This window comes from Candidatus Acidiferrales bacterium, assembly GCA_036514995.1.
GTDB lineage: Bacteria > Acidobacteriota > Terriglobia > Acidiferrales > DATBWB01 > DATBWB01.
This window is the reverse complement of sequence record DATBWB010000201.1, coordinates 13,800-31,716: the sequence shown is the minus strand read 5'-3', so window position 1 is coordinate 31,716 and position 17,917 is coordinate 13,800. Positions and strand designations below refer to the sequence as shown.

Here is a 17,917-nt window from a genome sequence, read left to right as displayed (position 1 = left end):
ACTGAGAAGCTAGGTTGACTTGGGAACACCAAAAGCGCCGGGATGCTATACCGGCAGGCCTGACTCCGTCAAGCGACGTGAGAAATCAGCCTCCCGCTTTTCTGATTTCTGTTTTCTGATCTGTATAGCTGGCGATGAAGGAGACGGCTACCGGCCGAAGACGGAGGGGATTTGGGCAACGCTGGGACGGTTGCGTGGTCTCCGATGGGGTGGATATAGGGCGCGAACGGAGCCCACCAGCTCTGCCACCGAGGGGGACAGCGACGGATCCCGCCGTGGCGGGACTGTTCCGATGGCCGCAGTAGATTCCAGCCCGATAAGGCGGAGAGAGACGTCCGGACGATCCGCCAGATAGGCCGCAGCCGCATTCTCCCGCGCCAGCTTTCTTAAGAAATCGGGAAACTGTTGCGGGTCGTAGCCGACCGAGGTCAGGAAAGTAACAGCGGCCCGGTCAGCGGCATATTCGTCGTCGGCTCGACGCACCACCCGGAAACGCGAGACCGCCCGTATGGAATGGCCGAGCTGGATGTGGGCGAGCTCGCGGGCGACGACGGCGGCGAGTTGGTCGTCCGAGGAAACGCTGGCGAGCATCCCGGTGGTGATCAGGAGAACATTCGGCGGAGCGGAGAGTGCCTCGGGTTGCGAGTGGCGAAGGACAGTGACCCGGACGGGAGCTGGAAATCCCATCGCTCGCCCGACTTTGTCCACAAAGCGCTGGAGCGGCTCCACGATCTCCGACTCGCGCACCAGATCCACCTGATAGGTGAGCGAGTAAACCAGCAATTCCGAACCGACGTCGCTATCAGCAAATAGCTTGACGGCCGACTTGGTTGTGCTTGCCCCGAGCGGAAGCGCGGCCAGGACAAGGAGCAAAAGGACAAAGACGATTGCCAGCGCAAAGATGGTCAATAGACGTATCGGGTGAAGCACACTTTGTTTGTTCATCTCCCACTCCACGAGTGCTCGAACAACAGCAAATTCTTGGTGCGGGAATAATGCGCCGGTCGGCTCGTCCAACCAATCACCCGTTGGCTATGGGAGTCATAGGAGGAAGTTGCCCGGCGGGGTCAGTGAGTTGTAGTACGCGCCAACTTGAGAGAAAGAAGTTGATTCTGCGGACCCGGAAGAAAAGCAGGACCAGGGTGAGAAAAGTTTCAGTCCCATTGTGAGAGCGAATACTATTTTGGGATTGGTTTCTTGCGCCCGCGTGCAGGATTCATCCTGGAGGACTTGTCCTGAACGAAGTGAAGAATTCGTCTTGAAGGAGGCACTCGCGGAAATAGCTAAAAAAGCGCGTATCCAGCCACGTACCGTACGATACGGGGCCAGCCGGGCTAGCGCGCTACAAGCGCCCGCTCCTCGATCTCTTCGAGGTCCGAGGCAAGCTTCTTCTGGATGCCGGCGAGAAGGAGCGCCGGGATGGGCTTTTCCACCGGGACCTCGACCAGCGCCGAGCGACGCGGAAAATCCTTTCTTCGGTCGAGCCTCAGGCCGCTTTCGAGCAGCATCTCGCCCGCCAGGTTGGGGTCGTCCGACATTTCGACACCCCAAAACCGCAAGCGCTCTTCATCCCGCTGAAGGAAGTTGATGGTCTCGCGGAGCTTCTTGATCGCCCGCTCGAGGGACGATGTCAGGAAATAGACGGCCAGCTTCCACGGGCGGCGAGTGTAGTGCACTCGCAACCGCACGCAGTACTTCCCCGCTTGATTAACTTCGACGGCGCATCGGTAGTCATTTCGTCGTTGACTTGGCATGAGGCCCCCTGTCTTGGAATCTCTCGCTTTGTTGAGAACATCTCGTACGGGCGAACGGCCGTTTGCCCCTACTGTCCCTCACCTTTTTCTTTCCCCGGTTCGTCCAATCCAAACAGGCTGCGGCCTACCGCTTGGACGCCGGCGCCAATCACGGCCAACGGCAACGGCAAGAAGAGCAGCACGGCCAACGAGAGCGCGAGCATTTCCATGCTCTTTTCCTGATACCAGCGCAGGATGGCGACAACCGCAAGGGGCACCGTGGCAGCCAGGCCGATCCCCGCCCCTAGACGATTGGCGGCAAGAAAACCTTGAACTCGCCCGCCTATGGTGGATTGGCTCGTCAAATGGCCCCCGACTGGCGCAATCGCCTGATTTCCTCTCGGCTCATTTCGAGCTCCCTCACGAGAACTTCCTCGCTGTGTTCGCCGAGCAAAGGCGGCGCGCTCCTGACCTCGCCCGGCGTCCGGCTGAGTTTGATTGGGATGCCGCATACGTTCGTCCGCCCAATGCTGGGATGATCAAATTGCGCGACCATGTCTCGCGCCACAACCTGCGGCTCGCGCAAGACCTCTTCGACCGTCCTTACCGGCCCGCACACGATTTCGGCCTTCGCCAGCAGGGCAAGCCATTCGCCGGTGGTTCGTTGCTGGATGGCAGAAACCAAAAGAGGCTTGAGGTGGCACCGGTTTTCCACCCGCAAGCGCACGCTCGAAAAGCGCGCATCGTTTGCCAGGTCGTTCCGGCCAATGGCCGCGCAAAATCGCTGCCACTGGGATTCATTGCCGACGGCGATGTTCAAAAATCCATCGGCCGTGGCAAAGGTTTCATAGGGCGTGATCATCGGGTGATCGTTGCCCAAGCGAGTGGGATTGATGCCGGTCATGAAATAGCTCTGCGCCTGAAACGTCAGCAGCGCTACCTGGCAGTCGAGCAAGGAAACATCCACGCGCTGGCCCGCGCCGGTCTGCTCGGCCACCCGTAAGGCGAGCAGAATGCCCTGCACGGCGTAGAGTCCAGCTACCAGGTCGGCGAAGGAAATTCCCACCTTGGTCGGCGGCCCCTCCGGCAAGCCGGTCAAACTCATCACCCCGCCTTCACCCTGAATCACCAGATCGTAGCCCGGGCGATGGCAATCGGGGCCGGATTGGCCAAAGCCGGAAATGGAACAGTAAACCAGCCGAGGATTGCTCCGGCGTAATTCTTCATAGCCCAGGCCCAGGCTCGCGAGCGCCCCCGGCCGAAAGTTTTCCACCAGGACGTCAGCCGCTTCAGCAAGGCCGCGCAGAATCGCTACGCCCTCCGGCTGCTTGAGGTTGACCGTCAGGCTCTTCTTGTTCCGGTTGACGCTCAGGTAGTAGGCGCTTTCGCCCTTCGCAAAGGGAGGCCCCCAGCGCCGCGTATCATCGCCCGCGGTCGGCTCTTCTATTTTGATAACCTCAGCGCCCATGTCGGCGAGCATCATGGTGGCAAAAGGTCCGGCCAGAACGCGCGTAAGATCCAAGACGGTGATGTTCTCGAGTGGCTTGGACATAGCTTTCGAGTCAAGCTCGGCAAGTAGCGCTGCGGGGGATACCTGCGGAGGAGAATTATCTTAGCTCATCCGGCGACGGAAAGGCAACCCGGAAAGAAGCCTCTAATGGTTTTATTTTCAAGTATTTAGAAACGGCTGCGGAACCCGGTCCAGAAGCGGCTAGCCTTGACCGCCGGTGAGGCGCTTCAACATCTCCGGATAGATTTTGAGCTTGCCCTGGCGGGCGAGCTGCTCGCGCAAATTTTCGCGGAAGAGGTCATAGGCCAGTTGCTGCTTTTGAGACCGGACCTCCCTCTCGAGAGAGCTCATCTGCCTCAGCATCTCCTCGCGGTTGATCTCCTCGCGCGCGGTGAGACGAAAGACGACCCAATTCTTCCCCACAGCAATGGCCGAACTGGCCCCACCGACCGGCAACGAAAAGGCAACCGGAGCTATATCTCTGGCGTTTCCCAGGTCGAGAATGGAGCCATTGCGGGTGAAAGGATCGCTCTGCTTGACGGTCATGCCCCATCGCCTGGAAAGCTCGGCCAGATCACCGCCCTCCTTGGTCTTCTTGGCCGTTTCCTGGGCCCTTTCGCGCGCCAGCTCGGTCGCCTTTTCTTTGCGCAGCTCCTGTTCCACCTTTGGGCGGGCTTCCTCGAGCGTGGCCGGATGCACCGGGTTGGTGGACTTGAGCGTCAGGATGGCAAAGCCACTGGAGACCCGCACCGGCATGGAGACGTCCTTGCCTCGCAGCCGAAATGCCGCCTCGCCCAACTCCGGGTTCGTTCCGATTGCGGGAATCGGCTCGCCACTCGCAAACAGGGGGGTTTCGAGGATGGGGAGTTGGTAATGCCCGGCGGCCGCGTCAAAGCTTTTTCGCGTCGCGCGAACCTCCTCGGAGACTCGACTCGCCAGCTCTTCGCTCTGTCGCTCCACGCGTTGAGAAGAGAGCATTGCCTCCATGCCGGACTTTACCTCATCGAACGGTTGCACGCGGGCATCCTGGCGTTCCAGGATCTTAATGATGTGAAATCCGTAGGGAGTGAGGATCAGCCCGCTCGTTTTGCCCTTCTTGAGAGAAAAAGCGACCTGTTCAAACTCCGGCACCGTCTGACCGCGACCGACCCACCCCAGGTCGCCGCCCTTCTCCCGAGTAGTGTCCTCGGAATACTGCCTGGCGAGCGCGCCGAAATCTTTTCCGGCCTTGACTTGGGCGAGCACGGATTCGGCCGTCTTGCGGATCGCTTCGATTTCCTTATCCGACTTGCCGACCGTCTTGAAGAGAATGTGAGCAGCATGGACCCGTTCCTGGATGCGATAGCGGTCGAGGTTCTGCTGGTAGTAGCGCCGCAGCTCTTCTTCCGGAAGGGAGAAGTCGCGTCGCATGCGCTCGGTGTCCACCAGGATGTAGCGCACCGACCGCTTCTCCGGAATCTCATACCGCATCTTGTTCCGATCAAAATAGGCCTTCAACTCGGCGGGCTGGATCTGCACCTCGGAGACCAACTCTTCCGGCCGGAAGAGCAGGAAGGAGATTTTGACTTTCTCATGGCGTCGCCGAAATTCCCACTCGATGTCGTCCGGCGTAACCATGACCCCGTCGGTGATGAGGCCCCGCACCTTGGACTCAAGAATCCCAAATTCGATTCGCTTCTCAAACTCGGGGATGGACATCTGAAAGCGTTGTGCAATCAGGTCCTGATAGCGCTCCAGGCCGATAAAACCTCCGCCCGGAAAGAAGTCGGGAATTTGTCGGAGTCGTTCGGCTTTCTCGTCCGGCGTTACACGGACGCCGAGCTGCCCGGCCTGACTCTCCAGCGCCCGTTCGTAGATGAGCTGGTCAACGATCTGCCGGGCGAAGAGCTGGCGCACGAGAGGGCTGTTTCCAAAATTCTGCCCGCGGGTGAGACGCGTCAACTCGCGGTTGACCTCATCGACGGTAATGGCGGTCCCACCCACCTCCACCACCATGCCGGCCGTGTCTGGGGAGATGCCGCCGCCCCCGATCCCGGGCACCAGGGTTACCACCATCATGATGCAAATGATTCCGAGAACCACGGCGAGCAGGATGCGGACGGCCAAATCACGGCGACGAAAGAGATTGAGCATGTGACCAAGTCTCCGTCTGGAGGGAATGGACCCCTTCGTGGGGTCTTAACAAACATCAAGGCGGCAAGCAAGCCCGCGGCCATGACGCCCCCAGGCCACATCCTGCGACCAAGCGTTCATTATAGGGGGCCAAGCCAATGGGCACAAGCCAGTTGCCAGGGCGCACATTTTGGTTGACTTAGGCGCCTCAAGGTGTTGCGCCCCCCCCCGGTGGTGTGCTAAATTTCCAAGATTGGGCAACGGCCCAGCTTGCCCTGGTATCAAAGTATGGAAGACCGCCGTCCGCCGGGCGAAAAACAGCGCATTCGTCCCTTTGAAATTTATTGGATGACGGTCAGTTACCGCACGCTGGCGGTATGGGCGTTGATTCTGCTCCTGGTGGTCGGCTTCGTCATCGCCTTGCTTTCGCCGGACACGATGACGAAGTTGATCCAGCGGGCAGCCAACTGGAGCGCGCGCCAAGAGGCAGCGCCTCCGCCGGAGCTGACCGAGGCGCGCTTCGTCAATATTGATGGCACGGTGCGTGTCAAGAAAGCCGACGCGGTGGAATGGATGACGGCGAACCTACGCATGGGGCTGGATCGCGGAGACCTCATTCAAACCGGCAGCGACGGCGTCGCCCGCATCACCTTCATGGACGGCACAACTTACGTGGTCAAAGCGGAAACGCTCATCGTGGTGGAAGAGAATAAGGCCGCGCCCACCCGTGCTACCAGCGTCGCGGTGCGGGTCAACTCCGGAAATGTGGACCTATCCACCGGCACCTGGGAGAATCCTGGTTCTCTTTCCAGGATTTCGTTTGAGAATGCTACCGCCACCATGCGAGAAAATACCCGCGCATCGGTCAAAAACGACCCGGCGAGCAACGTCCACGAAATCACGGTGGCTCAGGGATCGGCCCAGTTGCAGCGCGGCAACGAACTGGTCAACCTGACCCAGTACGAAAAGGCTTCCTTCGCCGCCGGCCAAGCTCCCGTCATCAAAGAGCGCGTCATCTCCCCGCCCCGGCTGGACCAACCGCTCAATTTGGAGCCCATCATCGTGCGCGATGTCAAGCGCGCCCCCATCCGTTTTTCCTGGAGCACCGTTCCGGAAGCCGTCAGCTACCGGCTGAAGGTTTCCACCTCGCCCCTTTTTGTGGCGCCGCTGGTGGACCGCAAACTCGCCACCACCGAGTATTCCATCACCGGCCTGGACGAGGGAACCTATTACTGGGCGGTGACGGCCATCGACCGCAACGGCCGCCAAAGCCAGGAATCCGACATGAACAGGTTTAGCCTGGTGGCGCAGCCGGAAACCGAGCAGATGCTGCTCACGCTCGACAACCTCTTTTTACACGGCAACGTGGTGGAAGTTTCCGGCCGCACCGAGCCGGCCGCCACCGTGATCATCAATAACGAACCGGTTGTCAATCTCGGTGCCGACGGCCGTTTCAAGCACTTTACCTCGCCGCTGCCTCGCGGCGCCAACACCATTACGGTGACGGCACAGAATCGCCGGGGGGACGTGGTGACGCGCAAGGCAGCGATGGTCGTGCCGTAAGCATGCCTAGGCCCTGAAGTGAGGATGCCATGACACGGAATGGAAATCTAACTTTTCGGTCCATCTTCAGCCTGTTCTCCTCCGACTTGGCCATTGACCTCGGCACCGCCAACACGCTGGTTTATGCCAAGGGTAAAGGAATTGTTGTCAACGAACCCTCGATTGTGGCCATCAACAAGAACACGGGCGAAGTAGTGGCGGTAGGCCGCGAAGCCAAAGAGATGCTTGGCCGCACGCCGGGCAACGTGGTGGCGATCAAGCCGATGAAGGACGGCGTCATCGCCGACTTCAAGGTCACCGAAAAGATGCTAACCTACTTCATTCAAAAGGCCCACAACCGCCGCGTGCTGGTGCACCCGCGTATTGTCATTGGGGTGCCGAGCGAAATTACGCCGGTCGAAAAGCGGGCGGTGCAAGACTCCGCCTACCGGGCTCACGCCAGCGAGGTCTATCTGATCGAGCAAGCGATGGCCGCGGCCATTGGCGCCGGCCTGCCCATTGAGGAGCCTTGCGGCAACATGATCGTGGACATTGGCGGGGGCACGACCGACATCGCCGTGATTTCTCTCTCGGGGATTGTCTATGCCCGTTCCGTCCGCGTGGCCGGCAACGAGATGGACGAAGCGGTCATGCACTTCCTGAAACGAAAATACAATTTGCTCATCGGCGAGCGCACCGCCGAAATGATCAAAATGGAAATCGGCTCCGCCTATCCCTTGGAAAAGCCGATGACCATGGAAGTGAAGGGCAGGAATTTGATTGAAGGCGTGCCCAAAACGGTGACCGTGGACGATACCGAAATCCGCGAAGCCTTGAGCGAGTGCGTTTCGACCATCATGAATGCGATTCGCGTGGCGCTGGAACGGACGCCACCCGAGCTTTCCGCCGATATCAGCGACCGGGGAATCGTTTTGACGGGGGGGTGCGCGCTGCTCCGCAACCTGGATAAGCGTATCCGCGAAGAAACCGGGCTGCCCGTTTCCATCGCCGATGACCCGCTGGCCTCGGTCGTCCTCGGCACCGGCAAGATGCTCACCGACTTCCGCCTGCTGCGGTTGATTGCGATCGACTAGTGCCGTTCCAACTATTTGGGGCCATTTCCGGCAAGTCACACGGCATACTTTATTGATCATACAGGATCGAGACGTATAGGCTCATTAAGTTGGAACGGCACTAGCATGGACCTCTGCCAAGCCCGGCTTTTCGCTGCCGGTTGCGTCCACGGAGGGAGAGTGCCGGCATCCCTCGTACGGCGTCAGGTGATTGCCAGCGCGAGCGACAGGCTCGACCGAGCAAGACGGTAGGGCGGACTTATCACCATTGCCTGCCCTGGCGTGCCACCTCTCGAATTTCCGAACCAGAAATTTTTTCTCTCACCCTGGGCGCGGGACGCTATACTTTCGCCTGCAAGAAGGGGGCAGGCGCGGATCTCGGAAGAGGGGGTGAGGGGCGAGTTTCGATCATGCAAAGCTTGGCTCAACGTCACCGGAACTTCCTCCTCCTTGCCGCCGTCCTGTTCGCGCAGCTACTCATGGTGGCGTTTCAGATCAAGCGCTCGGGCGACGTCCGCTTGATCCGCCTCTGGGCGGTGACGCTCATCACCCCCTTCGAGCGGCTGGCCCACGGCGGGGTCAGCGGCATTCGATCCGTCTGGCGCAATTATGTGGATTTGCATGACGCCAGCCGCGAGAACGAACGATTGAAAAGCGAGTTGGGCGAGCTAAAACTGAAATTGCAGCGAGCCGAGGTTCGCGCTGCCGAAGCCGACCATCTTGCCGGTCTCCTCAACTTTCGGACGGAACATCCCGAGTGGCCGATGGTTGCCGCCCGCGTGATTGGCTCAAGCGCGGTTGACGTCACGCGAACCATTTTCCTCAACCGCGGCCAGAAGGATGGCATTCAGAAAAATTTTGCCGTGTTCACCCCCGATGGCGTGGTGGGAAAGGTTCTGGAAGTTTTCCCGGGTACTGCCCAGATCTTGTTGATCACGGACAAGGAGAGCGGCGTGGGGTCGCTTCTGGCTGCGTCGCGAACCGTGGGTGTCGTAAAAGGTACGGGGGGCCCGATCTGCCGGATGGACTACGTCCTCAACGATCAAGATGTGGCCATGGGGGAGGTAATTTTCACCTCCGGCCAGGACCGCATCTTCCCGAAAGGGCTACCGGTCGGGCGGGTGACCGCTACCCGTTCCGGCTTCCCCTTTAAGACCATTGAGTTACAACCCATCGCCGGCCTTGATCGCCTGGAAGAAGTTTTCGTCCTGCTCGAGCGGCCCGAAGGCAGCGAACCGGAAGCTCGGATCCCCGCCAAAGGCCTTTCGCTTCCCGCCGGTCGGTCCGACCAAGAGCCAGGGGCAGGCAAGCCTCGCCAGAATGAGCTGGCGGGCAAGCCAAAGCCCCCGGCCAGGTGAGTGATGGGTAGCACGAGGCAGGAAACCTTCGAAGTCTCCCACTTCAAGGTTTGGATGGTTGCCAGCACCGTTTTTATCTCTCTCTTTTTACAGGCGTTTCTTCCCCGCTACTTCCCCTATTTAGCCGTCCTCGATTTACCCCTGTTAGCGCTCCTCTATTTTGGGCTCGCCCGGCGCAACCCGGCCAACGGATTGTTGATGGGCACGTTTATCGGGCTCATGCAAGATGGGCTCAGCCACCAACCCATCGGGATGTATGGCATCGTCAAGACGGTGGTCGGGTTTCTGGCCTCCTCGCTGAGTGGCCGGATTGACACCGAGCACCCCATCGTTCGCTGCCTGATGGGGGCCTTGCTCTACCTCCTGCACCAGATGGTCTATGCCGGACTCCACCGCTGGCTGGTGGAGCGGCCGGCCGGGCTGTCCTTGTCACGGGTGCTCGTGGGTACTCTTGTCAACGCTTTCTTGGCTGTGTTAGTCTTCCCCGTACTAGACAGGTTTAAGAAGCCCGCATAAGCCTGCCTGACCCTGCAGCGAGAGCAAGCGATGTCGCTTTGGTTCGAGCGCGAGCACCGTCTTCCGCAAACGCGTCTCACGGCGATTCAATACGGCCTCGTTCTCATCTTCATCCTCCTCATGACCGCGTTCTGGAACATGCAGGTCATGCACTCGAACTACTATCTCGCCCTTGCCGAACGCAACCGCATTCGCAATTTGCCTCTCATTGCCCCGCGGGGGCGCATCTTGGACCGCGAGGGGCGCGTCCTGGTGGATAACTACCCCTCGTTCAGCATCTGGATGCTGCGTGAAAACTCGGCCCATGGCGCGTCTGGCGGCAAGCACCTCCGGGAAATCGCTGAGGGACTTGCCATGGATCCGGCTGCGCTGAAAGAGCGAATCGAGCAATTTGCCGACGTGGCGAAGTACCACCCGATCGTCATCAAAGAAGAAGCCACCTCCGCTGACGTGGCCTTTGTCGAATCCCATCGCGCCGACCTGCCCGAACTCGAACTGGTGATGGTTCAGCGGCGGCATTATCCACGCAATAGTTTTCTCGCTCACGCCATCGGCTATGTGGGAGAAGTTTCTCCCGAACAATTGAAGCAAAACGATCGCTACCGTCCGGGCGATTTTGTCGGCAAGTCGGGGCTGGAGCGGCAATATAACGACGTGTTGATGGGTCAGGACGGGATGCGGCGCGCGGTGGTAAACAGCGCCGGCAAGGAAGTCGGCCGCCTGCAGCAAAAAGAGGCACTCCCCGGACGCCCCCTCAAGTTGACCATTGATTATGATTTGCAGGTCGTGGCCGAGGAGGCAATGGCCAAGCGCAAGGGCGCCGTCGTCGCGCTCGACCCGCGCAACGGCGAGGTGCTGGCGATGGTCAGCCAGCCAGCGCCCGACCCCAACCTTTTCGCCGTGCGCATCAAGCCCGAGGATTGGAAAGCGCTGAATGATGACCGGGATCATCCGTTGCTGAATCGCGCCATCCAAGCGCAACTGGCTCCGGGTTCGGTCTTCAAAGTCATCCTGGCCGCGGCCGCGATGGAAACCAAGGCGTTGCGGCCGGGCTTCAGCGTTGATTGCTCGGGCGCAGCCAGTTTCTACGGCAATATTTTTCAGTGCTGGCGGCCGCATGGCGTGGTCAGCTTCCACCGCGCGATCACCGAATCCTGCGACGTTTTCTTCTACAACGTTGGAAAGATCCTTGGCATTGATCGCATCGCCTACTACGCCGGCAAATTCGGGCTCGGCCACTCGACCGGCATTGATCTTCCCGGCGAAGAAGCAGGCCTGATTCCCTCCGAGGATTGGAAGATGCGCCGCTTCAAGCAGCGCTGGTGGCCGGGGGAGACGATCTCGGTTGCCATCGGGCAAGGGGCGGTGCAGGTTACTCCGATCCAGTTGGCCCGCGCCATTGGCGGCATCGCTTCCGGGGGTCTCTTTGTTCGACCCCGCCTGGTGATGGATAATGCCGCCGCCCGCGCCAACCTCCCGCCCGCGCTGATCGAACGGTTCCCGCTCCAGGAAAGCACTGTGGAAGCGGTTACCCTGGGAATGTGGGGCGTGGTGAACGAATACGGCACGGCTGCCGCCTCCCGCCTCCAGGGCATTGAATTCTGCGGTAAGACCGGCACGGCCCAGCTCATCAGCGAACCCGGCCGCAAAAAAGCGCAAGGCAGGACCCGTCGGAACCTTGCCCACAATGCCTGGTTCGTCGGCTTTGCGCCGCGACACAACCCGGAAATCGTCGTCGCCGTCTTGATTGAACACGGCGAGCATGGTTCGCTGGCCGCCACCGTCGCCCGCGATCTGGTTCGTGCCCACTATGACAAGAAAGCCCGCCAACTCGGACCCGACTACCGGGTCGAGCTTCGTCGCATCCAGGAACTTGAGCCCCGCCTGGCCGGGGTCAGCCAGGCGGCGGAGTGACCATGAGACGCTACGCTACATGGCGAGACTTTGATTGGTGGCTGCTGGGGTTTGCCCTGGCCTTGGCGGGCGTTGGGATTCTCGAGATCTATTCGGCCACGCACTCTGGACGGTTCGCAGGCATGGCCACCCGGCAGCTTGCCTGGGTAGGTCTTGGCCTGGTCTTGATGGTGATTCTCTCACGCGTGGACTACCATACCGTGCTCGAACAGGCACCGACCCTGTACCTTTTGGCCCTGGGCGGGCTGGTCCTGGTTCTGGCATTCGGACACACCCGGTTGGGCGCCAGGAGGTGGCTGCCCGTGCTTGGGCAGCAATTCCAGGTGTCGGAGCTTGCCAAATTGGTTATAATTGTGGTGCTGGCCCGTTATTTGAGCGAGGTTACGACCGACAGGCTGTCGTTCAGCGACCTCGCCAAGGTTGGCGGTCTGGTTGGTGTTCCAGCGGGGCTGATCTTGCTCCAGCCGAACCTTGGCACGGCGATGGCGTTGGTGCCGGCCGCGGTGGTGGGGGCATTTTTGGCAGGCGTGCATTGGAAGCACGCGGCGATCGTGGCCGTCCTCGCCGGGCTTTTGCTCCCGGCGGGCTGGCACGTTTTGAAGCCCTATCAGCGCGACCGGCTGATGACCTTTGTGCATCCGGAGGAGAGCCCGCAAGGTGCGGGTTATCAAATCCTCCAGTCGAAGATCGCTGTGGGCTCGGGCGGATTTTGGGGCAAGGGTCTGCAGAAGGGCACACAAAACCAGCTCGGATTCGTGCCGGAGCGCCACAATGATTTCATTTATGCGGCTCTGGCCGAGGAGTTTGGGTTTGCAGGCGTCTTGGTGACCCTGCTTCTTTATTTGGGGATTTTGTTGCGCTTGGTTCACAACGCCCAGACAGCAAGTGATCGAGCGGGGATGTTTGTGGTGATGGGCGTGTTGGGCATTTTGGCTTTTCACATTCTGGTGAACGTGGCCATGGTGATTGGCTATATGCCGGTCACCGGCATTCCGTTGCCCCTGTTGAGCTACGGCGGCGCGGCCACGCTTTTCACCTTTATGGCCCTGGGGATGGTGATGGCGGTGCGCATGCGCCGCTTCGTCAATTGACGCCGGGGCGAAAGTTTTTGCCCATATGGGCAGAGAAAGGATTGTCGAGGCACGAGCGATGACGCAGTTGATCGCGCGCGGAAAACCTCCCGGCTTGTCCCATGCGGGCGCGTCGGGGTCGCCTACGCGGCCGAGGCCGCCCTCAGACTCGGCGGCGCTACGCTCGTTCTCTCCAAGTTATTTCCATGTCGAAAGAATTGATCATCTCCTCGTCTCCCCACGAGACGAAAGTGGCCATCACCGAAGACGGCCAGGCAGTTGAAATCTATGTCGAACGCGAAAAGGAATATGCGCTTGTCGGCAGCATCTACAAGGGTCGCGTCACCCGCGTCCTGCCCGGGATGCAGTCGGCCTTTGTGGACATAGGCCTGGACCGCGACGGCTTCCTCTACGTTTCTGACTTTGTCGAAGACATCGAAGAGTACGACCGCATCGTCACCACCGTCGAAGATAAGGTCACCAAGATGGCCGAGCAGGGCGGGACTGTTTTCGCCCCAGTCGAGCCACCCCCGGCCCCGGCGGTAACCCCGCCCGCGCCGGTAGCCGCAGCCCCGCCGCCCGGGCCACCGCCTGGCGGCAACCTCGCTCCGCCACCCCGTGACCGAGGCTTCGACGATCGTGGTGGACGGCACGGACGTCAGCGGGGGCGTCGTGGCGGGCGCGGCCGGCGCGGCCAGGGATTGCCCGAGAGCAAGTTCGCTCCCCCGCGCAGCTCTGATCCGACGCGGCGTTACGAGCAACCCCGCGATCGCCAGCCGTTGGAACCGACCCGGGGCTACGAACCAATCATTCTTCCGGGCGAATCTCTGGCCAAATATCGAGGTGTCCAGCCCACCCCGTCTGTCCCCTCGGCTCCGCCGATCGAAATCCCCAAGGAAGCAGCGGTGCGGCCGGAGGGTATTCAACAAGCTGTTCCTGTGCCCCTTCCCGAACCTCCCCCAACCCTTCGGGCAGGAACCGTACCCGCTCCCCGGCCGCGCGAGCCGGTTGCCCCGCCGGCACCGGCAGGGGCCGAATTGCCCGCACCCGTTTCGCCGACGGAGCTGGAGGCAATGGAATGGGGGCAGCAGACGCCCGGGAGGAAAGAAGCCCTGAAGAATGTGTCGCCCGAGGAGCACCAGGCGGAGGTGGTGCGAGGAGGCGCCGGAGAGATCGAGAAAACGGAGGAAGAGGCATCTCAGGAAGCCGGGGAAGAATCCCGCCGGGGGGGAAACTATCCCCCTGAAGACAACATCCCCACCGATGACCTGGAAGCCGAGGCATTGGCTTCGGCGGTGGAGGCGAGGGAAGAGAAAAAACAGTCGGCCATGGTGGCGCCACCGGAGCCCGAGACCATTCCGGAAGAGGAACGAGAAATGAAGGCCATCGTGCGCGGACCGTCCAGCCGACCGCGCTTCGAGCAGCGAGGTCGTCGCGGCGGCCAGGGCCGTATGCGCGGTCGTCAGGGAGACCGGGTGGCCCGCGAGCCGCGCCGCCTGCCGCCGATCAATGAGATGCTCAAGCCCGGAAACGAAATCATTGTGCAGATTGCCAAAGAACCGCTCGGCAAGAAGGGGGCCCGCATCACCTCCCACGTGGCGCTGCCCGGCCGTTACCTGGTTTACATGCCGACGGTGGAACACATCGGCGTATCGCGCAAGATCGGTTCCGAGGAGGAACGAGCGCGGTTGCGGCGCCTGGTCTTGCAAGCCAAAGGGAGCCTGACGGGCGGCTTCATCGTGCGCACGGCGGCCGGCGGGCACTCGGACGCGGAGATTCAGGCGGACATTGACTATCTATCGAAACTCTGGAGCGATATTCGACAAAAGGCGGAGCGCATGTCCTCGCCCTCGCTGCTCCACCGCGACCTCGATCTGATTGAGCGTATTCTGCGCGACCAGGTCACGTCCGATTTCACTGCCGTCTGGCTCGACAACGAGGAGGAGTACGCGCGGGTGGTGGAGTTTGTGAACCGCTTTCAATCCAGTCTCGTCAACCGGGTCAAGCTCTACACCCGGAGCACGCCCATCTTTGAAGAGATGGGTATCCAACAGGAGATTGACAAGGCGCTCCGGCCCAAGGTTTGGCTGAAGTCCGGCGGCTACATCGTCATCAACCACACCGAAGCTCTGGTGGCGATTGATGTCAACACCGGAAAGTTCGTCGGCAGAGGTTCCACCCGGCTCGAAGATACCATTGCTAAAACCAACCTCGAAGCGGTCAAGGAAATTGTCCGGCAGATTCGCCTGCGGGACCTGGGCGGGATTATCGTCATCGATTTCATTGATATGGAAGAGCGCAAGAACCGGCAAAAGGTGATGCTGGCGCTCGAAGACGCGCTCCGCGAGGACAAGTCTCCCTCCAAGATTCTTGCCTTCAATGATTTCGGCCTGGTCGCCATCACCCGCAAGCGCACCAAGCAGTCGCTGGAGCGAACCCTTTGCCAGCCCTGCCCCTATTGCACCGGCTCCGGGATGGTCAAGTCCATTCCGACGATCTGCTACGAAGTTCTGGATGAGGCAAGGAAGATGGCCGGCGAGATTGACGGTCCCAGCCTGACTGTCCGCGCCCATCCCGAAATCGCCAAGGCGCTCAAGGGTCGCGAGTCCGCTCTGGTGGAAGAGCTCGAAGCCATCACCCGCAAAAACATCATCATCCAGACCGACCCGATGATGGGTTGGGAACAATTTGAGATCTACTGACCCGCATGGGAGCCGAGCGGTTGGCCTGCCCCGTTCACGCTGAAGCGTCGCCGCGCACGCGCCGTGGCTGGTTCAACCCGGCAGCCCGATGATGGTGTTGTTTGGTGGGGTTAAAGGCCCGCTAGCTAGACGCCGGGGAAAGCAAAAAACAGAAAGCCACTCCTCCGGGCCTTTGGGAAACGGCCGTCAATTGTTCGTCACCGGCGATTCTCGCTTGATGGCAAGCAGCGAGAGCAGCAACCGATGCCGGCTCCCTTCATCCAATTCAATGTCGCGCAAGCGCTTTTCGCCGTTGTGCAACAGCGGCCAGAGGAGAGCGCGCGCCGCCGGATTGGCTTTCCAGTCCTTGACGCTGTCGTCGAGCGAAACCTGCACTGGCCGGCGAATTTTCACCGGGTCAGCTCCCCCCATGGGAATCCCACCCCAGGACATGCCAAACGTTCGCCGGGGATCAAAGAGCATTCCCGGAGTGGATGTCAGCGTGAGCTTGCCCTCGCAAACGCCCTGCATATTCACGCGCCGACGACGCCGGCGTCGTGGCTTGCCTTTTCTTCGCGCAACCGGCATAAGTGCTCCCTTGGGCGCCCGAGGCTAACGTCCAAGCAAACACTACCACCGGCGCGACATTTTGTCAATATATCCGTTTAAAAAATCGGTAAAGGCGACTTGCGGGCAAGATCTGTGCTATACTTTACTCGAAAAGGGTCTCCAAGACGCCCATGGAAACAACCCGGCAGCGCGTTCTCGAACTGATCAAGCGCCATCCGCAGTGTACCGTCTCCCAACTGGCCGTTTCCCTCGAAATCTCCGGCATGGCGGTCCGGCGCCACATCTCTTCCCTGCAAGGCGAGGGAATGATCTCGGCCGGCATGAGCCGCCAGCCCCGCGGGCGGCCGGTCCTGCGCTATTCGCTCACCGTCAAGGGGGAAGCCCAATTCCCGCATACCTACGATCGCCTGGCGATCCAGCTTCTCGACGAGGTCTCTCGCGCCAGTAGGCCCCAGCAGGTCAAGCGCCTCCTCGAACATATCGGCGAGAAAAACGCCGGCGAGATTGCCCCGCGGCTGGCCGGCAAAACGCTTTCCGGGCGCGTCAGCGAACTCGCCAAGGCCCTGACCGAACAGGGCTATATGGCGGAGTACCGCGTGCAGCGCGGGAAGGGTCTCCGCCTGATTGAGCACAATTGCGCCCTTTCTGAAGTGAGCCGGCGATGCCCGGTGATTTGCGAGTGCGAGCTCGAGATGATGCGTAAACTGCTCGGCGCCCGGGTCATCCGCACCGAACATCGGCTCCAAGGCGATCCGCGTTGTTCCTACCTGGTCACACCCTTTCGGCGCCACCGCGGTAACCACGCTTAGCGGCCTTCCCCGTCCTTTCTCTCAAGGAACCATCACTCGTCCGTCCCGAGGCTTCGCGACGAGGCTTGTCCTCTTGAACCTCTCAGGACTTGTTCCGTCGTAGGGGCGATCACTTGGGGAGGGGTTGAAAGAAGCCTTTTTTGGCCGGGCGAGATGTAATCCGGCCCTGCGCGCCGCGACGGCCCCGCCTGCTGGTCCACGCGGGGCGTCCAGCGGGATCAGTTGCGCCCTCGGTCAGGCAATCAGTCGGTATCGTACCGCTGCTCGCGCCACGGGTCGCCGTACATGTGATACCCGTTTTGCTCCCAAAAGCCGCAGGCATCCCGGTCCATGAACTCGAGGCCCCGCACCCACTTCACGCTTTTCCAGGAGTAGAGATGAGGCACCACCAGCCGCAACGGATATCCATGCTCTGGCGCAAGCAGCTCGCCGTCATGTTTGTAGGCAAAGAGCACTTGCGGCCGGTTCAAATCCTTGAGAGGAACATTAGCGCTGAAACCCTGCTCGGCGTGCACCATCACGTAGCGCGCTTCGGGCTTCGGTGGCGCCAGCTTCAGCACTTCCTGGAAGGGGATGCCCTCCCAGCGGTTGTCAAACCGGCTCCAACGGGTCACGCAATGGAAATCGGCGGTGACCTCCGCGTGAGGCAGCTCCAGAAACTCATCGTAGCGCAGCCGAACCATATTCCCGACCAGACCAAAAATGCGAAAATCCCAGCGTTCCTGGTCGAAGCGCGGCACCATGCCGTAGTGCAGCACCGGCCACTTGAGCGTCAAGCTCTGCCCCGGTGGCAGCCGGCCCTCTTTCCGCCTTTCTTCCTCCAGCTTCTTGCGTTCCTGATTGTTCGCGAAGATATTCATTCCGTTGCCCGCCGCAAGGCCTGCCAGCCCTGATTTGGCCGTGGCTCGCCTTTCCCTATTGGCCGCCGCCCGACCGATTGCTCGGCTCCATAAGCTGGCTTCTCTCGTGTAATGTGAGAAACCATTCTACGAGAGAGCGAGGGCAAGCTCAACCGTCAACTTGCGCCGC

Annotated in this window: 15 protein-coding genes; 8 read left to right on the top strand and 7 right to left on the bottom strand. The window is 60.7% G+C overall.

Going from position 1 to position 17,917, the window contains the following annotated elements; genetic code table 11:
- Positions 1–147: 147 nt before the first annotated feature.
- From VIH17_13165 to VIH17_13145, 5 genes are all read right to left on the bottom strand, one after another.
- Complete coding sequence (locus VIH17_13165) at positions 148–945, bottom strand: M48 family metallopeptidase (protein ID HEY4684181.1); 798 nt, start codon at positions 943–945, stop codon at positions 148–150.
- Positions 946–1,334: 389 nt separating this feature from the next.
- Complete coding sequence (locus tag VIH17_13160; protein HEY4684180.1) at positions 1,335–1,754, bottom strand: hypothetical protein; 420 nt, start codon at positions 1,752–1,754, stop codon at positions 1,335–1,337.
- Between the two features lie 68 nt (positions 1,755–1,822).
- Positions 1,823–2,098 carry a hypothetical protein gene (locus tag VIH17_13155; protein ID HEY4684179.1) on the bottom strand — a complete coding sequence of 92 codons (276 nt, stop codon included), beginning with the start codon at positions 2,096–2,098 and terminating at the stop codon, positions 1,823–1,825.
- Positions 2,095–3,285 (bottom strand): CoA transferase, encoded by a 1,191-nt coding sequence (locus VIH17_13150; protein HEY4684178.1) that lies wholly within the window; start codon positions 3,283–3,285, stop codon positions 2,095–2,097. The genes VIH17_13155 and VIH17_13150 overlap by 4 nt, the downstream gene beginning before the upstream one ends.
- A 159-nt stretch (positions 3,286–3,444) precedes the next feature.
- Positions 3,445–5,376 (bottom strand): peptidyl-prolyl cis-trans isomerase, encoded by a 1,932-nt coding sequence (locus VIH17_13145; GenBank protein HEY4684177.1) that lies wholly within the window; start codon positions 5,374–5,376, stop codon positions 3,445–3,447.
- A gap of 267 nt (positions 5,377–5,643) precedes the next feature.
- Between VIH17_13145 and VIH17_13140 the strand changes: the two genes are divergently transcribed.
- The 7 genes from VIH17_13140 to VIH17_13110 all read left to right on the top strand — a co-directional run bounded on the left by VIH17_13140 (position 5,644) and on the right by VIH17_13110 (position 15,530).
- Positions 5,644–6,918 carry a FecR domain-containing protein gene (locus tag VIH17_13140; protein ID HEY4684176.1) on the top strand — a complete coding sequence of 425 codons (1,275 nt, stop codon included), beginning with the start codon at positions 5,644–5,646 and terminating at the stop codon, positions 6,916–6,918.
- A gap of 29 nt (positions 6,919–6,947) precedes the next feature.
- Entirely contained in the window at positions 6,948–7,991 is a 1,044-nt protein-coding gene (locus VIH17_13135; protein ID HEY4684175.1) for a rod shape-determining protein, read from the top strand.
- Between the two features lie 389 nt (positions 7,992–8,380).
- Positions 8,381–9,328, top strand: coding sequence for a rod shape-determining protein MreC (gene mreC / locus VIH17_13130; GenBank protein HEY4684174.1), 948 nt, complete (start codon positions 8,381–8,383; stop codon positions 9,326–9,328).
- A 3-nt stretch (positions 9,329–9,331) separates the two neighbouring features.
- On the top strand, positions 9,332–9,844 hold the full coding sequence (mreD, locus tag VIH17_13125) for a rod shape-determining protein MreD (protein HEY4684173.1): 513 nt from the start codon (positions 9,332–9,334) through the stop codon (positions 9,842–9,844).
- Positions 9,845–9,874: 30 nt separating this feature from the next.
- A complete protein-coding gene (gene mrdA, locus VIH17_13120) occupies positions 9,875–11,758 on the top strand; it encodes a penicillin-binding protein 2 (GenBank protein ID HEY4684172.1) in 1,884 nt (627 codons plus the stop codon).
- A 2-nt stretch (positions 11,759–11,760) separates the two neighbouring features.
- Positions 11,761–12,849: a rod shape-determining protein RodA gene (gene rodA, locus VIH17_13115; protein ID HEY4684171.1), complete on the top strand. Its 1,089-nt coding sequence runs from the start codon at positions 11,761–11,763 to the stop codon at positions 12,847–12,849.
- Positions 12,850–13,034: 185 nt separating this feature from the next.
- Positions 13,035–15,530, top strand: coding sequence for an Rne/Rng family ribonuclease (locus VIH17_13110; protein ID HEY4684170.1), 2,496 nt, complete (start codon positions 13,035–13,037; stop codon positions 15,528–15,530).
- A 186-nt stretch (positions 15,531–15,716) separates the two neighbouring features.
- Here the strand turns inward: VIH17_13110 and VIH17_13105 are convergent, their stop codons facing one another.
- Positions 15,717–16,097, bottom strand: a complete 381-nt coding sequence (locus VIH17_13105) for a hypothetical protein (GenBank protein HEY4684169.1) — start codon at positions 16,095–16,097, stop codon at positions 15,717–15,719.
- 152 nt (positions 16,098–16,249) lie between these two features.
- Here VIH17_13105 and VIH17_13100 point away from each other — a divergent pair, with 152 nt between their 5' ends.
- A complete protein-coding gene (locus VIH17_13100; protein ID HEY4684168.1) occupies positions 16,250–16,888 on the top strand; it encodes a metalloregulator ArsR/SmtB family transcription factor in 639 nt (212 codons plus the stop codon).
- A 242-nt stretch (positions 16,889–17,130) separates the two neighbouring features.
- Here the strand turns inward: VIH17_13100 and VIH17_13095 are convergent, their stop codons facing one another.
- Positions 17,131–17,748: a sulfite oxidase-like oxidoreductase gene (locus tag VIH17_13095; GenBank protein ID HEY4684167.1), complete on the bottom strand. Its 618-nt coding sequence runs from the start codon at positions 17,746–17,748 to the stop codon at positions 17,131–17,133.
- Positions 17,749–17,917 lie beyond the last annotated feature (169 nt).

Bases quoted from the DNA above. Each gene is read 5' to 3' on its own strand.
- VIH17_13145 (HEY4684177.1), bottom strand. From the start codon at position 5,376: ATGCTCAATCTCTTTCGTCGCCGTGATTTGGCCGTCCGCATCCTGCTC.
- VIH17_13095 (HEY4684167.1), bottom strand. From the start codon at position 17,748: ATGAATATCTTCGCGAACAATCAGGAACGCAAGAAGCTGGAGGAAGAA.
- rodA (HEY4684171.1), top strand. From the start codon at position 11,761: ATGAGACGCTACGCTACATGGCGAGACTTTGATTGGTGGCTGCTGGGG.
- VIH17_13105 (HEY4684169.1), bottom strand. From the start codon at position 16,097: ATGCCGGTTGCGCGAAGAAAAGGCAAGCCACGACGCCGGCGTCGTCGG.
- VIH17_13100 (HEY4684168.1), top strand. From the start codon at position 16,250: ATGGAAACAACCCGGCAGCGCGTTCTCGAACTGATCAAGCGCCATCCG.
- mrdA (HEY4684172.1), top strand. From the start codon at position 9,875: ATGTCGCTTTGGTTCGAGCGCGAGCACCGTCTTCCGCAAACGCGTCTC.
- mreC (HEY4684174.1), top strand. From the start codon at position 8,381: ATGCAAAGCTTGGCTCAACGTCACCGGAACTTCCTCCTCCTTGCCGCC.
- VIH17_13110 (HEY4684170.1), top strand. From the start codon at position 13,035: ATGTCGAAAGAATTGATCATCTCCTCGTCTCCCCACGAGACGAAAGTG.
- VIH17_13150 (HEY4684178.1), bottom strand. From the start codon at position 3,285: ATGTCCAAGCCACTCGAGAACATCACCGTCTTGGATCTTACGCGCGTT.
- VIH17_13140 (HEY4684176.1), top strand. From the start codon at position 5,644: ATGGAAGACCGCCGTCCGCCGGGCGAAAAACAGCGCATTCGTCCCTTT.
- VIH17_13135 (HEY4684175.1), top strand. From the start codon at position 6,948: ATGACACGGAATGGAAATCTAACTTTTCGGTCCATCTTCAGCCTGTTC.
- VIH17_13165 (HEY4684181.1), bottom strand. From the start codon at position 945: ATGAACAAACAAAGTGTGCTTCACCCGATACGTCTATTGACCATCTTT.
- mreD (HEY4684173.1), top strand. From the start codon at position 9,332: ATGGGTAGCACGAGGCAGGAAACCTTCGAAGTCTCCCACTTCAAGGTT.
- VIH17_13160 (HEY4684180.1), bottom strand. From the start codon at position 1,754: ATGCCAAGTCAACGACGAAATGACTACCGATGCGCCGTCGAAGTTAAT.